This is a genomic window from Planococcus sp. TJ-301 (assembly GCF_058268475.1).
The window spans coordinates 1,858,959-1,873,308 of record NZ_JBZDOH010000001.1 but is presented as its reverse complement, the minus strand read 5'-3'; the positions used below and the strand labels follow the sequence as shown (position 1 = coordinate 1,873,308).

The following is a 14,350-nucleotide window of genomic DNA, read 5'->3' as shown; positions in this document are numbered from 1 at the left end:
TTTTGCATTTGAAATAACGTTTTTTTGTTTGGCTTTACTAAAAAATAAAGATAATTGATTCTATTGTATCATCGCTGACTTTACATTAACGCTATAAAAGCTATACAGAAAAACTCCCATTAAGCATTGCTTAATGGGAGTTCTTTGATCCGGGCCAATTCTTGCTGCCATAATTCATAAGTTGGACCGATGTAGGAGACATTGCCGCTTGTCAACGGTTCAACGATGCCTTGTCCACCAATCATAAAGTGGATGCTGTCATTAGCCTTTCCGATGTCGGCAATGTAGCGCTCGACCACAGGACGGGAAGAGGGGTCGGAAATGGCCATGCAAACGATGCGGGTGTCTTGGTGCTCGACGATTTCCGCCAATCCTTCAAGCGGTGTGTCGGCACCAAAGAACATGACCGGGAAGCCGTTTTCACGCAGAAAAAGCGTGAAAAGCATTAAGCCAAGCTGGTGGAACTCGCCGCTTGGGCATAACGCCATGACTTTAGGCAACTCGGTTGAAGTCGGGAACACACGGAAAAATTGTGTGAATCGCTGCTGGATGAGGTGGCTGATTAAATGCTCATGGGCAACTGGCATCGAGCCGTTTTCCCATTCTATGCCGATTTTCACCATCAACGGTACGACAATCGAAAAAAACACCGTGCGGTAATGGAAAAGCGAGAAGTTCAAATCCAATAAGTAATTAAAGCGTTCTGTATCTAATTCTGACGCGGCCATATACAATTCATAAATCTGTTTGTCGTAGGTATGTGCATTAAAATCACCCGGAACTTCCACTTTTTCAAACGGTTTTCTCTTGGAAGAATGCAGTTGCTTTACGGCCTCACTAATTTTAATGCCTTTTTCCTGGACTTGGATTTTCAGCCATTGCAAGTCTTCCAGATTCTGGTCTGAATAAAGGCGGTGACCGGTTTCCGTTCGGGCTGGCGTGATGGCGCTGTAGCGCGTTTCCCACGACCGGATCGTCACTTTTGGCATATCTAAAATTTTGGCAGCTGCTTTGATGTTGTACATAGCATTACCTACATTCCTTAAGATTTTTGTATAATAATTATACAACTTATTTCCGGACGCCGTAAAGCCCAGAGCCTTTGCAATATCGTTTATCGGCAATAAAAACCCCCTGCATCTTTTGCAAAAGATGCAGGGGGTTGGCAATTTCAGTGTGCGGTGCGTGTTTTGGCGGTGCGGCCGCGATGCCATGCGACTGTGATGGTCCAAGTGATCATGAGCATCACGAGGCCTAAGACAAACGGATACGAGATGTCGATATCATACAAAGCGCCTGCAAGAAGCGGCCCAAGTACGTTTCCGACGCTCATATACGCATTGTTCATGCCCATTGCAAAACCGACTTCACCTTCAGCCATTTTGGAAATCAGCGTATTGAGGACCGGGCGCAAAATTGACGTCGCAAGGAAGATGATCAGCGTTACTACGAAGAACATCGCGTAGCTTCCGGCGAACAGCGCCATCACAAAACCGGCGGCGGCAACGCCTAGGAAAGCGATAAGAATAACGGCTTCGCCGAAACGGCGGACGATGCGGTCAACGATGAACAATTGGACAATCACACTGACAACGCCTGTCGCCGTGATCATAAAGGCAATGTCCTTAGCGGTCGAATTAAACTGGTTGTCGAGATACAGGCCGATGACCGATTCAAAAGCCAGCAGCCCGAAGCTCATGACGAGCGTGATGACAAGCGGAATGAAATACGGCATGCTGACGGAACGGAAAATTTTCGTCAGCATCGCCTCGTTCTGCGTCATGTCCATTGTGGTGGCAGGATCCGCATCGATTGCATCCTGTTCTTTCAACAGTGCGACTGAGAACAATACAGCGGCAAGCGATACCAATGCTGACACAAGGAACGGCAATTTCAAGCTGAAATCTGCCAGGAAACCGCCGATGCCAGGACCCACGACGATGCCGAGTGACATCGCTGCAGATACCAGGCTCGTGCCTTTCGCGCGCTGATCGAGTGTAGTTATGTCCGCTATGTAAGCGAAGATTGCCGGAATGAGCATCGCTGCTCCGATGCCGCCGATGACGCGCGACAGGTACAAGACCCAGATGCCGTTCGACAGGTAAAAGACGAACATGGAAATGGTAAGGCCCAGAAGCCCGTAGATGATCATTTGCCTGCGGCCGTACTGATCCGCCCATTTGCCGGCAATCGGCGAAAATAGGAACTGAGCTCCTGCGAAAATGGCGATCATCAAGCCTGCTGCCATGCCGCCTTGATTGATGGATTCGAGGTATGAAGGAAGGATTGGGATAACGATTCCGAAGCTCGCAATGGCGATGAACATATTAATCATCAAGATATATATTTTTTTGCGCTGGTCTGTAGTCATGAAATGCCTCGTTTCTTGTATATAGTACAATGAAGTTTATTTGTTCAACTTTTTAATACTAGAGGCGCTTCCACATCTTGTCAATAAAAAAGCATATAGAGGGGATTCCTCATGTAGCTTCAGGATTCGGAGTTGTTCAGTCTTCTTTTGCACAAGCTCAAACAAACTGCTTGAAACCGGAGGAAATAATACGGGATTTGTTACAGGAGTGTGAAGGGAGTAAGAAAAACATGGCGTGAACAAGACGGAGTTTTATAGAATGGGGCTGCCATCCTTTATAATTGAAAGTAGGCAAGGAACACATTCTGGCGACGAAAGGTGACGAAGATGGAACAACACATTCAGCGAATTAAAGCCATTCAATTACAGGAACGGATTATAGATGCAGATGTCGCAGCTTCTTGGATTCAAGATGGAATGACGCTCGGGCTAAGCGGATTCACACGGGCAGGGGACGCAAAAGCAATTCCTTTTGCACTGCTTAAGCGCGCTGAAACTGAACATTTTAAAGTGAATGTTTTTACCGGGGCTTCTCTAGGCTCCGATATCGATAAATTGTTTGCAGAAGCCGGGATTGTGGCGAAACGCCTGCCTTTCCAGGCGGACCCGGCGATGCGGAAAAAAATCAATGAAGGCGATATGCTGTTTACGGACCATCATTTGTCCCATACCGCCGAATGGATCAAAGCAGGAGTCATCGAGCCGATTGATTTCGCTGTTATAGAAGCGCTTTCGATTACGGAAGACGGCATGATCATCCCGTCAACTTCCGTCGGCAACTCTGCCATTTTCGTGAAGCACGCAAAAAATGTAATCGTCGAAATCAATACAGCTCAACCGGAATTATTCGAAGGAATCCACGATATTTACGACACGGGGAAACAAGGGGAGCGCCTGCCGATTCCGTTGACTAAAGCGGATGACCGCATTGGCACAATCGGCATTCCGGTGGACCTTGAAAAAGTCCGGGGCATTGTCTTCACACATCAGAAAGATTCTCCTTCTACCATTGTTCCTTCCGATGCAGAAACGGAAATCATGGCCAATCACTTGCTGGACTTTCTGCGCTCGGAAGTTCGGGCAAACAGGCTGACGCCTAAACTGGCGCCTCTGCAGTCAGGAATCGGTTCGGTAGCGAATGCGGTCCTGCACGGATTGATCGATTCGGAATTCCATGATTTGCAATTATACTCAGAAGTGCTGCAGGACGCGGTATTCGATTTGATGGACGCTGGTAAAGTCGATTTCGCTTCCAGTTCTTCCATTACATTGTCTCAGGAGCGGATGGAGCACGTGTATGCTCATTTCGAGCAGTACCGCGACAAAATCATTTTGCGGCCGCAGGAAATTTCAAACCATCCGGAAATCATTCGCCGCTTGGGGCTGATTTCCATCAATACTGCACTTGAGTTCGATATTTATGGCAATGTCAACTCCACGCATGTTTCCGGTACAAAAATGATGAACGGCATCGGCGGCTCCGGCGACTTTGCCCGCAATGCCCGCCTCGCTATTTTTGTGACAAAATCGATTGCCAAAGATGGCAAAATTTCAAGCGTCGTGCCGTTTGTTACCCACACAGATCATACGGAGCACGATGTCGACGTCGTAGTCACTGAACAAGGGTATGCGGACCTTCGCGGCCTTGCGCCCCGCGAACGGGTTGAAGTGATTATTGAAAACTGTGTGCATCCGATGTATAAAAACCAGATGCGTGCCTATTACGAAGAAGCATTGACGCGCGGCGGCCAAACACCTCATATATTGGAAAAAGCGTTTTCGTGGCATGCGAACCTGGCGCAGCACGGTTCAATGCTTCTCCAGAAAGAACAATTAGTCTGATAAACTTAACAGAAGCCAGCCATCCCCATTGGGAATGGCTGGCTTCTTTGTATTATCTATTGCAGTACATTTCAGAGGTGCTGCGGCTGGAGAGTTCCAAAATGTTGCCGAAAGGGTCTTCTGTATAAACAAGGTAATGATTTTTATCTTCGTTCATCTGATGGATCCGGCTGCGCTGTTTGCCGCCTTGCTGGACAATGCGTTCAATCGCTTCGACCACATTATCGACAATCAGGCATATATGGAAAAAACCACGGTGCGCAGTCGGCGGCCCTTCATCGATGTCCGCTTCCTGGAACTCGAACAACTCGATGCCAACGCCGCCCATCGACATTAAATGGACATTGCGCATTTTTTTGATTTCCGGTCCCTGCAGGTTTTGCGTGATGTTTTCAACCTCTGCCTCGTCCGCATCAAACTCGGTCGGTCCTGACAATATGTAAAAGCCCAACACACTGCAATACCATTGCATAGCATGGTCCAAATCCGGTACTGCCAGCCCGACATGTGTAATTTCGCTGCTCATCTAATCGCCTCCTGTTATATCTAAATTATTACCCTAAAATGGAGGGTTTAATTCATCTAAAAAAACAGATTTTTCAGTATAAACGAAAATAGTTGTTGTCAAGCAGGAAATTTAGTATTATAATAAGCAATTGTGAAATTCCGAAATGAGGGTACTACTAATGAAAAATTCCATCTATGGTTTGACGATAGATCAATTAAAAGAATGGTTTCTAGAAAATGGCCAGAAGAAATACCGTGCTGAGCAGGTATGGGACTGGTTGTATATTAAACGCGTCACTGAATTTGCTCACATGAACAATTTGAGCAAAGACGTCATTAGCTTGCTTGAAGATAATTTCGCGATCCGCACGCTTGAAGAAGCGGTGAAACAGGAATCAGCTGACGGTACGATTAAATTCCTTTTCCGTCTGCAGGACGGCAACTTGATCGAAACGGTTTTGATGCGCTTTAAATACGGCAACTCTGTATGTGTGACCACCCAAGTCGGCTGCAACATCGGCTGCAGTTTCTGTGCCAGCGGCCTGTTGAAAAAGAGCCGCGATTTAAACGCGGGCGAAATCGTTGAGCAGATTATGCAAGTGCAAGCTCACTTTGACGCTCAGCAAAAAGAAGAGCGCGTCAGCCATATCGTTGTCATGGGGATCGGCGAACCGTTCGATAATTACACGAATTTAATGGACTTCCTGACAGTCGTCAACTCACAAAAAGGGCTTGCCATCGGTGCTCGCCACATTACCGTATCGACAAGCGGCATTGTACCGAAAATCTACGATTACGCGGACGAAGGCCTGCAAGTCAACTTGGCGATTTCCATCCACGCGCCAACGAACGAATTGCGCACACGCATTATGAAAATCAACAAAGCCTACCCGATCGAGAAATTGATGGATGCGATCGATTATTATTTGGAGAAATCCAACCGCCGCATCACATTTGAGTATATTTTATTGCGCGACGTCAACGACCATGTCGAAGAAGCGCATAAATTGGCGAAGCTGCTTGAAAACAAGCGCCATCTATCCTACGTCAACTTGATTCCGTACAACTCGGTCAGCGAACATGACCAGTATCAGCAAAGCACACCCGAAGCGATCAGCGCTTTCTATGACGCTTTGAAGAAAAAAGGCATCAACTGCGGCGTGCGCCACGAACAAGGCGCAGACATCGACGCAGCTTGCGGGCAATTGCGCAGCAAGCAAATCAAAAAAGAAAAAACAGCTGCAATTTAACAATAGTGCAGATTGAAGGCATCCTCTTGAGAGGGTGCCTTTTTTGCGTTGATTGCGCTGAACGCGCGTAAACTGAGCGGAACAAGCTTAAATGAGACATCCAGCCCTCTTTTTTCGTAATATACTGATAAGTGATATAATCAAAATTAAAAAAGAGGTGGTAAACGATGGCAGAAATACAAATCCATAACTTAGGGAAAACTTATGAAAACGGCGCCGTTGCCGTGTCGGATTTCAACTTGGACATCCAGAATGAGGAATTCATCGTTTTTGTCGGCCCATCCGGCTGCGGGAAGTCTACAACGCTTCGCATGATCGCAGGGCTAGAAGAAATCTCGCAAGGGGACTTTTACATAGACGGCAAGCGTATGAATGATGTGCAGCCGAAAGACCGGGACATTGCGATGGTCTTTCAGAACTATGCACTGTTTCCGCATATGACGGTATATGAAAACATAGCGTTCGGCTTGAAGGTGCGCAAGTTGAAAAAGGACGATATCCACAAGCGCGTCACTGACGCAGCGGCTATTTTAGGATTGGAAGAATTTCTCGACCGCAAACCGAGGGGGTTGTCTGGTGGACAGCGCCAGCGAGTGGCGCTTGGGCGCGCGATTGTCCGCGATGCGAAAGTGTTTTTGATGGATGAGCCGTTGTCCAATTTGGATGCCAAGCTTCGCGTGCAGATGCGTGCAGAAATCACCAAACTTCACCACCGGCTGAAAACGACAACGATTTACGTGACCCATGACCAGACCGAGGCCATGACGATGGCAACGCGGATCGTAATTATGAAAGACGGCCTCATTCAACAGATCGGCAGTCCGAAAGAAGTTTATGATTTTCCAGATAACCGTTTTGTCGGCGGCTTTATCGGTTCGCCGGCGATGAATTTTTTCGAAGGGCATATGGAAAATGGCACGTTCAGGCTTGGCGAAAAAGCAGTGGATATTTTGCCCGAACAGCTGGCGTTCTTAAAAAATCAAGGGTATGAAGGCAAAGACATCACACTTGGCATCCGTCCTGAACACATTCATGTCAATAGTGAAGATCTATCGAACTTGCCAGTCAGTGATTTTGAAGCCACAATCACGGTTTCAGAACTGACTGGCGCAGAAACCATTATTTATGCCGTCTACGCAGGCCAAGAATTTATTGCGCGCGTTGAGGCGGATACTGCCATTGAACCTGGGCATACTGCCCGTCTGGCGTTCGATATGTCGCATGTCCATTTCTTTGACACCGAAAGCGGAAACCGGATTATAAAGGTTGCAGCAATTGGCAATAAAGAAACTGCAGCCCTTTAAAACTGACTTTCTAGCAGTCTGCGCTGCTCCTTTTTTTAAAATTTACGGTATATTAAAAATATTTCATTTTCAAGTATGCGTTTATCTTGCGGGAAATGAGGGGAAATAAACAAGTATACACAATTAAGGAAAAGGGAGTGGAAAAGAAATGGTAAAAGTTGCAGTAGAAGAACCGTTTGTTTCAGTTAAAGATGCACTTGAGAAAAAAGGATATAATGCGGAAATGTTAAAAGATAAAACAGATGCGGTGGATTATGACTGTGTCGTTGTAAGAGATTTAGAAGATTTAGCAGACTTTCATATGAACGTTCCTTTAGTTGAAGCTAAAGGGCGCACATTGTACGAAATCGTTGAAGAGGTCGAAGAACGCCTTGTACGCAGCGGAAAACTCCCTGCTCCTGAACCATCCGATGAAGGCGGCATCACGGGCAGTGGATTCCTGAAAGGCGCTGTAACTGGTGCGATTGTCGGAGCAGCGGCTGGACTCCTATTGACACCGAAGAGCGGCAAGGAAATGCAAGAAACCTTGAAAGAGAAAACTGCTGGATCTAAAGAAAAATTGAGCGGCACTGTCGAGCAGGTTAAAGAAAAAGTCGGCACTGTGAAAGAAAAAGCAGCAGGTGTCACTGATAAAACAAAAGGCAAAGTCGATGAGCTTAAAACGAAGCGTGAAGAAAAGAAAGAAGAAAAAGAACTGAAAAAGCAGGAAAAAGAAGTTCAAAAAGAATTGAAAGCCGAAGACAAGGCTGAAGAAAAAGCAGTGAAAGAGCACGAAAAAGCTGAAAAACAAGTTGAAAAAGAAATCAAAAAAGCTGATAAAGAAGCCGATAAAGAAAAAGGCGGAATCGAAGTCGTTGAATTCGGAGATTCCGAAATCAAAAAGACGAGCACCGGCGCGGCAACAATCACGCCGAAAAACACAACTGATAAATAAGTCAGATCACCATAAAGCGGTCCCGGAATATTCCGGGACCGCTTTATTTTTGTTTATTCAATTGCGGCTTCATCTACTGCAATGTGTTCTTCAGGTTCAGGGACACGTGACAGGATAACGAGCCCGATGACGAATAGGATGACCAGGCTGAAAACGCCCATGCTGGAATTTCCGGTAACCTGCGAAGTAACAGCAACCAGCAGCGGTCCGAGGATTGCCGCGAATTTTCCGAAAATGTTGTAAAAGCCAAAAAATTCATTGGAATTCTCTTTTGGCACCAATTTGGCGAAGTACGAGCGGCTGAGCGCTTGGATGCCACCTTGGCTGGTAGCCACAAGCATCGCCAAAATCCAGAAGTCGGTGATGGTCTCTAGGAAAAAGGCATAGATGCAGACGACGATGTAAACGCATATTCCGACATACAGCATCTTTTTGCCGGTAAAGCGTTCAGACAAACGGCCGTAAAGGATGGCGAATGGCGCAGCTACAGCTTGGGTAACAAATAACACAATCAACAGGCTGGTTGCCGACAAGCCAAGGTCTGTGCCGTAAGCAGTCGATAAGGCGATGATCGTCCCGACGCCATCGATGTAAAAGAAGTATGCGAGAAGAAAAAGGAATAATGCACGGTATTGGCGGATTTCCCGAATTGTTTTACTGAGGCGCTTAAGGCTTTGCCGGATCGGTTTCGGTTCCCGTTCGATGTAATAATTCTGGTGCACCCGTTTGAACATCGGTATAGAGAAAGCAGCCCACCAGACGGCCGTAATCAGGAATGCAATCCGGCTGGCAGTCGTCGTCGAAATCGGAATCACTTCATTTGAAGCCAGCAGAATCACGGCAATCGATAAGATGAATGGGATGGTTGAGCCGATATAGCCCAATCCATAACCGAATGCAGAGACGTTGTTCATGCGCTTAGCGGTTGTTACATCTACGATAAAGGCATCGTAGAATACATTGGCACCCGTAGCACCCAGCGCAGCAAAAGTGTAGCATGCTAACAGCATAAGCCAGTTTTCGCTTGGCACAAACGCCAATGCGGCGGTGGAAACAGTGCCCAGCAGGAAAAAGGCGGTAAAGAATTTCTTTTTCAATCCCTGGTAATCGGCAATCGTCCCAAGAATCGGGCCGATCATTGCCAAAATAAACGTGAAAATGGCAATTGTATAGCCGAGATAAGCGGTGGAGTCAGCTAAATCGACGCCTGCTTCTGTCGCTGACGCTTTGTAATAAAGTGGAAACACAGCGGTCGTAATGATGATCGAGTAAGCGGAACTGCCCCAATCGTACAACGCCCAGCTTTTCTCTTCTTTCGTAAACTTTTTCATGGCTAAATCCCCTTAAGCTATAGATAATTTCATTGTACTTGATGAAAATGAAAAATGATGCATTATCTAATAAATTCACTGAAATTTTACATAATTTTATTGGGATTGGCTAAAAAGCACTGTAATTGAGAAGCGACGGCAATTTCAGTAGACTGAAGAGGAGAGATGGGAGCTGCTTATTTTGAAATTGATATCTTGGAACGTCAATGGCCTTCGCGCTGTGATGAAAAAAGGCTTTATGGAGTTTTTTAACGCTGAAAATGCCGATATTTTCTGCCTGCAGGAAATCAAATTGCAGGAAGGGCAGATTGATCTGGAGCTGCCGGGATACCATACATACTGGAATTACGCTTTGAAAAAAGGCTATTCAGGAACGGCCATTTTTACGAAAAAAGAGCCGCTTTCCGTATTTTATGGGCTTGGCAGCGAAGAGCATGATGCAGAAGGGCGCATCATCACGCTGGAATTCGAGGATTTTTACATGGTCAACGTCTATACGCCAAATTCGCAGCATGGCCTGCTGCGGCTCGACTACCGCTTGCAATGGGAAGATGCAATTTTGTCGCATGTGAAAAACTTGGATAAGGTCAAGCCGGTTATCCTGTGCGGCGATCTCAATGTCGCCCATGAGGAAATCGATTTGCGCAACCCGAAAGCAAACCTGAAAAACTCCGGCTTTACGCCGGCAGAACGCGGCAAGATGAGCGAATTTCTGGCGAGCGGATTTGTGGATACATTCCGCTTTTTCTACCCCGAAAAGCCCGGCAGCTACACATGGTGGTCATACCGGACCAATTGCCGGCCGCGCAACATCGGGTGGCGCATCGACTATTTCATCACGTCAGAAAGCCTGGCGCCGAAATTGGCTGGGGCCAGAATCCATACCAATGTTCTTGGTTCGGATCATTGTCCCGTTGAATTGGAACTCGATTTATAAGGAGGATGAGAATGCTCCGCCCGTTAACCTGCAGCTTTTCAAAATCAACTTGGCTTACGAAAAAATTAACACGTATTAGCGGGCGCTTATTATGCATTTTTTCAGTTTTAACCGGCACTAAGCGCCGCACGGCCGCCAGAATTCAACTGCAAAAATAGAAAGTCCCTTCGCGCGAAGCGAAGGGACTTTCTATTTTAAGTGCATATACTTTAAACTTCCAGCACGCGTTCAGCGAGGCGCAGGCAATTTTGATGATCGAAATAATCGATGTATTGGTGTGCCTGTGAATACCACTCATTAGTGGTGATGTTTTCTTCAACAATCCGTTTCAATGACGTATAAACTTCGTTGATGGAATCAGCTTTGTAGCCGTACAAATCTTTTTCCAGGTCCAAATAACTGCCGCGCTTAGCGATGTATTCGTCCCGGTCGAACATATTGAAAATGATGGGCTTATTTAAATACAAAAAGTCCCACGACACGCTCGAGATATCAGTGATCAGCATATCATTGTCCTCAATCGCTTTCTCGATTGGGTGGTGATTGGCGTCAAGAAATTCAATGCCAGTGGCAGGATTTTCCAGCCCAACGAAATGCTTTTCAAACTTCTTCATGAACGGATGCAAGGCAATCTGCATGTGCAAACCGTTTTGACTGATCAATTCACGGATTCCTGGATGCTGAATCAACCCGATCGTGTTGCGGAAATAAGCGCTTTCCAGGAATTCTTCTTCCGTTAGATCGAAGAGCCATTCGCGCCAAGTCATCATCATGAGGATATTTTTCATCTCTTTGGCGGGTTCATGTATTTCGTAACGGTCAAATCGCGGAAAGCCGGTGACAATCAGTTTTTCTTCCGGGATTTTCCACTCTTTCCGTTTTAGTTCTTTTTCATACTTTGACGCGCAATTAAAATAATTTGTTCGGCTCAACAGTGGAATATCTTCTTTTTGAATCAATATTTTTTTGAAGCCTTCAATGCCGTGGCTGACGTGCGTGATGATGGTTTTGTGGTTGAGGAAAAGGAATTTATCCGCTGACGGCACGATGTCATAAAGCAATGAGTGCCCATGGAATGTGTATTCCGCTTGGAAAAACAAGACGTAATTGCGGAAGCTTCCAAGAGGTACCGCATTTTCAACTTTGCCGTCGAGGGCATAAGTTGTCTTGGGATCATACATCCAATAAGCCATCACTTTGTCCGCGTGGTTGGTCACTACGTATTTATGGAAAACGGCGGCGTTGTCTTCATATTTTTCACCAAGATTGCCGCCGATCAATGCAATCTTTCTTTTTTCTTTACGGGTAGACATCTTTGAGACCAAATAGGCGGCAGCTACTTTTGCAAATACCTTCAAAGGATCCCATCTCCCTTTTTCTTTTAATACGACACTCATTCCAAACCCTGCTTTCTAAAGAACGTTATCCTTCAAGTTTTTCATATTCCAGCCTTTTTGTCTATCTGGAATAAATAAACTAATAATTCTGGTGTTAGTAATACAAACATATGTCTCTCAGACTTTTGGGAAATGCTCTTCTCTGCCATTTCAAACAACTATGTAAATGAAGGACTGAATTTGCGCAACTAAAAAACCAGAATCCCATAGATTCCGGTTTTTTTAAGTTATTTATAAGATCATCGCAGCAATTTTCATTCAATTTTACTTAATGAAGAATGGTTGACGCCGAAAACTTCTTCGACATCGATCAAAAAAGCGATGCCTTGTCCTGGAGAGTAAAGGTCGATGGCTTTTTCGATGCGGTTAACAACAGCATTGGCGAAACTTTCCGGCACCAATGTAAAAACAATATCTTTTTCAGGATCGATTGTGAAACTCATGAACTTTGTCTGTTCGTTTACACCAGTGCCGCGGCCGGTAAGGATGGTGCCCCCCTCGGCACCGGCTTCAGCAGCGGCAGCGACCACTTTTTCGGAATCGCCGCTATTGACAATGGTGACAATCAATTGAAACTGATCCTTCAAAGGCTTCATGGAACGTTCCCCTTTCTGCGGTTTGGTGAAGTAAAGGCGATCCGATAAATGCGGCACGCCGATCAATTTGTTTAAATGGAGCGTGAAGCCGAGTCCTTGCCCAGGGTGGCCCAATTTTGCGCAGCGGGAAACCGCTTCAGCAACCGGTTTTTCTAGTGACCCGTCAATGGCGATAAAAATGATGTCTTTTTCATGGGTAGCGGGTAGGCCTAGGAATGTCGGCTTTTCATTGCGTCCGATGCCTTCGCCGTACATGACAGTTGCTCCTTCTGCACCGGCTTTTTTCGCTTCTGCAATGACGGCGCGGGAAAAGCCGCGTTTGACGATTGCAATCATCAGTCTATGATTCAGGTTCATCGTTTGCATCGCCACCTTTTCTTGTGAAAATCAGTCCAACTATTAATACTGCGATAATGGGCGTCAACGCCACTAACGCGATTAGGCCGAAACCATCTGTCAGCGGATGCCTGCCTTCAATTACAGAAGCCGCTCCGACCGCCATCGCTGAGATGAATGTAACCGTCATAGGTCCGGTAGCGACACCGCCGCAATCAAAAGCGATGGCAATAAATGTTTTATTGGAAAAAAATACGAGGATTAAAGCAATTATATATCCAGGAATGAGGAAATACCAAAGTGAAATGCCGTAAAGGATGCGGAACATTGATAACGCTACTGAAATTCCCACTCCAGTGGACACTGTGTAAAGCATAACTTTTTCTGAAATATAGCCGCCGGTCACTTTGTCGACTTCACTGTTCATAATGCTGACAGCGGGCTCAGCAAACGTGGCCACGAAACCGAGCACAAAACCAATTGGCATGAGAAGCCACGTATTTTCTTCAGAGCCCAGCGCTTGCCCCATCATGTGGCCAACAGGGAAAAAGCCAATATGAACGCCTTGCAAAAAAAAGGCAAGTCCGAAAAAGGTGAGGATAAAGCCTAGGACGATTTGATGGACCCGCTGTTTATCCAGTTTGAGCATGAAGAATTGGAAGGCGATAAAAAAGAGGATTAATGGGATCAGGGCGTAGCTCACTTCAATGAGGATGTCCCCGAACCCTTCGAACACATGAAGGTTCACTGGAATAACACCCCCAATAGCATGATCGCAAGAATCGGTCCGATTGACGCCAAGCCGATCAAGCCAAATCCTTCGCTTGCTGCTGATGAGCCAGAGCGCAGGACGGACGCTACGCCGACGCCAAGGGCAAGGATGAACGGTACCGCCATCGGGCCGGTAGTGACACCCCCGGCGTCGAAAGAGATGGCAACATAGTCATGGGGTACGAAAAACGACAAAGCGAAAACCAGGAGATATCCGCCAATCAGCAGAATATGGATTGGAATGCTGAAAATGGTCCGGACCATGGCAAGTGCGACGAATAAAGCCAGGCCGAGTGCGACAGACAATACCAAAATTCCTGATCCGATTTCTCCGTCGGAAACTTGGTCAATCTGTTTTGCCAGCACGCGGACATCTGGTTCGGCAATCGTCACCACCAACCCCAGCAAAAAGCCAGTGCCGACAATGGTAAAAATGTTTTTGGTTTTCGGCAATCGTTTGCCGATCATCTCACCGACAGGCAAGAGGCCGGCTGTGACCCCGAGGAGAAACAGGAAAAAACCAATACCGACAAAAGCGGCGCCGATCAGGAATTGCAGCATTGCTTCCAAAGGCAAGCGGATAAAGATGATTTGCAGGACGACGACTACGGCAGTGACCGGCAGGATGGCAGCGGCTACTTCTTTCAACGTATCTCTGACGTTTCCCATCATCCATAAACCCCTTCACCGCTTTTTTTCCTGTTATTCCCTTTTTCCGTTAGTCATAAACTTGACATTTTAATAAAAAAACACTATTTTGTTATTCCGCAAAAA

At 46.3% G+C, this 14,350-nt stretch carries 13 protein-coding genes; 5 read left to right on the top strand and 8 right to left on the bottom strand.

The window, feature by feature from the left end; genetic code table 11:
- Positions 1–119 precede the first annotated feature (119 nt).
- Together AC4EHJ_RS09195 and AC4EHJ_RS09190 are read right to left on the bottom strand one after the other, a co-directional pair.
- Positions 120–1,025 (bottom strand): MerR family transcriptional regulator, encoded by a 906-nt coding sequence (locus tag AC4EHJ_RS09195; RefSeq protein WP_490975261.1) that lies wholly within the window; start codon positions 1,023–1,025, stop codon positions 120–122.
- 146 nt (positions 1,026–1,171) lie between these two features.
- Positions 1,172–2,371, bottom strand: a complete 1,200-nt coding sequence (locus AC4EHJ_RS09190) for an MFS transporter (protein ID WP_490975260.1) — start codon at positions 2,369–2,371, stop codon at positions 1,172–1,174.
- Positions 2,372–2,698: 327 nt separating this feature from the next.
- Here AC4EHJ_RS09190 and scpC point away from each other — a divergent pair, with 327 nt between their 5' ends.
- Positions 2,699–4,213, top strand: a complete 1,515-nt coding sequence (gene scpC, locus AC4EHJ_RS09185) for a succinyl-CoA:acetate CoA-transferase ScpC (RefSeq protein WP_490975259.1) — start codon at positions 2,699–2,701, stop codon at positions 4,211–4,213.
- Positions 4,214–4,265: 52 nt separating this feature from the next.
- Here the strand turns inward: scpC and AC4EHJ_RS09180 are convergent, their stop codons facing one another.
- The gene (locus AC4EHJ_RS09180) at positions 4,266–4,739 is read right to left on the bottom strand and encodes a VOC family protein (protein ID WP_490975258.1); all 474 of its coding nucleotides are present in this window, start codon (positions 4,737–4,739) and stop codon (positions 4,266–4,268) included.
- A gap of 160 nt (positions 4,740–4,899) precedes the next feature.
- Between AC4EHJ_RS09180 and rlmN the strand changes: the two genes are divergently transcribed.
- From rlmN to AC4EHJ_RS09165, 3 genes are all read left to right on the top strand, one after another.
- Positions 4,900–5,970, top strand: a complete 1,071-nt coding sequence (gene rlmN, locus AC4EHJ_RS09175) for a dual-specificity RNA methyltransferase RlmN (protein WP_490975257.1) — start codon at positions 4,900–4,902, stop codon at positions 5,968–5,970.
- Positions 5,971–6,137: 167 nt separating this feature from the next.
- On the top strand, positions 6,138–7,274 hold the full coding sequence (locus AC4EHJ_RS09170; RefSeq protein ID WP_490975256.1) for an ABC transporter ATP-binding protein: 1,137 nt from the start codon (positions 6,138–6,140) through the stop codon (positions 7,272–7,274).
- Positions 7,275–7,422: 148 nt separating this feature from the next.
- Complete coding sequence (locus tag AC4EHJ_RS09165; RefSeq protein WP_490975255.1) at positions 7,423–8,208, top strand: YkuS family protein; 786 nt, start codon at positions 7,423–7,425, stop codon at positions 8,206–8,208.
- Between the two features lie 53 nt (positions 8,209–8,261).
- Here the strand turns inward: AC4EHJ_RS09165 and AC4EHJ_RS09160 are convergent, their stop codons facing one another.
- A complete protein-coding gene (locus AC4EHJ_RS09160; protein WP_490975254.1) occupies positions 8,262–9,539 on the bottom strand; it encodes an MFS transporter in 1,278 nt (425 codons plus the stop codon).
- Between the two features lie 181 nt (positions 9,540–9,720).
- Between AC4EHJ_RS09160 and AC4EHJ_RS09155 the strand changes: the two genes are divergently transcribed.
- Positions 9,721–10,476: an exodeoxyribonuclease III gene (locus tag AC4EHJ_RS09155; RefSeq protein ID WP_490975253.1), complete on the top strand. Its 756-nt coding sequence runs from the start codon at positions 9,721–9,723 to the stop codon at positions 10,474–10,476.
- A 209-nt stretch (positions 10,477–10,685) separates the two neighbouring features.
- Here AC4EHJ_RS09155 and AC4EHJ_RS09150 read toward each other — a convergent pair whose 3' ends face one another.
- From AC4EHJ_RS09150 to AC4EHJ_RS09135, 4 genes are all read right to left on the bottom strand, one after another.
- A complete protein-coding gene (locus AC4EHJ_RS09150) occupies positions 10,686–11,873 on the bottom strand; it encodes a CDP-glycerol glycerophosphotransferase family protein (protein ID WP_490975252.1) in 1,188 nt (395 codons plus the stop codon).
- Positions 11,874–12,127: 254 nt separating this feature from the next.
- Positions 12,128–12,826 carry a P-II family nitrogen regulator gene (locus tag AC4EHJ_RS09145; protein ID WP_490975251.1) on the bottom strand — a complete coding sequence of 233 codons (699 nt, stop codon included), beginning with the start codon at positions 12,824–12,826 and terminating at the stop codon, positions 12,128–12,130.
- Entirely contained in the window at positions 12,810–13,553 is a 744-nt protein-coding gene (locus AC4EHJ_RS09140) for a DUF1538 domain-containing protein (RefSeq protein WP_490975250.1), read from the bottom strand. Before AC4EHJ_RS09140 ends, AC4EHJ_RS09145 begins: the two co-directional genes overlap by 17 nt.
- Positions 13,550–14,245: a DUF1538 domain-containing protein gene (locus AC4EHJ_RS09135; protein ID WP_490975249.1), complete on the bottom strand. Its 696-nt coding sequence runs from the start codon at positions 14,243–14,245 to the stop codon at positions 13,550–13,552. The genes AC4EHJ_RS09140 and AC4EHJ_RS09135 overlap by 4 nt, the downstream gene beginning before the upstream one ends.
- Positions 14,246–14,350 lie beyond the last annotated feature (105 nt).

What these genes read in the sequence shown, in the direction of transcription:
- AC4EHJ_RS09195 (WP_490975261.1), bottom strand. Translation starts at nt 1,025, where the DNA reads ATGTACAACATCAAAGCAGCTGCCAAAATTTTAGATATGCCAAAAGTG.
- AC4EHJ_RS09190 (WP_490975260.1), bottom strand. Translation starts at nt 2,371, where the DNA reads ATGACTACAGACCAGCGCAAAAAAATATATATCTTGATGATTAATATG.
- scpC (WP_490975259.1), top strand. Translation starts at nt 2,699, where the DNA reads ATGGAACAACACATTCAGCGAATTAAAGCCATTCAATTACAGGAACGG.
- AC4EHJ_RS09180 (WP_490975258.1), bottom strand. Translation starts at nt 4,739, where the DNA reads ATGAGCAGCGAAATTACACATGTCGGGCTGGCAGTACCGGATTTGGAC.
- rlmN (WP_490975257.1), top strand. Translation starts at nt 4,900, where the DNA reads ATGAAAAATTCCATCTATGGTTTGACGATAGATCAATTAAAAGAATGG.
- AC4EHJ_RS09170 (WP_490975256.1), top strand. Translation starts at nt 6,138, where the DNA reads ATGGCAGAAATACAAATCCATAACTTAGGGAAAACTTATGAAAACGGC.
- AC4EHJ_RS09165 (WP_490975255.1), top strand. Translation starts at nt 7,423, where the DNA reads ATGGTAAAAGTTGCAGTAGAAGAACCGTTTGTTTCAGTTAAAGATGCA.
- AC4EHJ_RS09160 (WP_490975254.1), bottom strand. Translation starts at nt 9,539, where the DNA reads ATGAAAAAGTTTACGAAAGAAGAGAAAAGCTGGGCGTTGTACGATTGG.
- AC4EHJ_RS09150 (WP_490975252.1), bottom strand. Translation starts at nt 11,873, where the DNA reads ATGAGTGTCGTATTAAAAGAAAAAGGGAGATGGGATCCTTTGAAGGTA.
- AC4EHJ_RS09145 (WP_490975251.1), bottom strand. Translation starts at nt 12,826, where the DNA reads ATGAACCTGAATCATAGACTGATGATTGCAATCGTCAAACGCGGCTTT.
- AC4EHJ_RS09135 (WP_490975249.1), bottom strand. Translation starts at nt 14,245, where the DNA reads ATGGGAAACGTCAGAGATACGTTGAAAGAAGTAGCCGCTGCCATCCTG.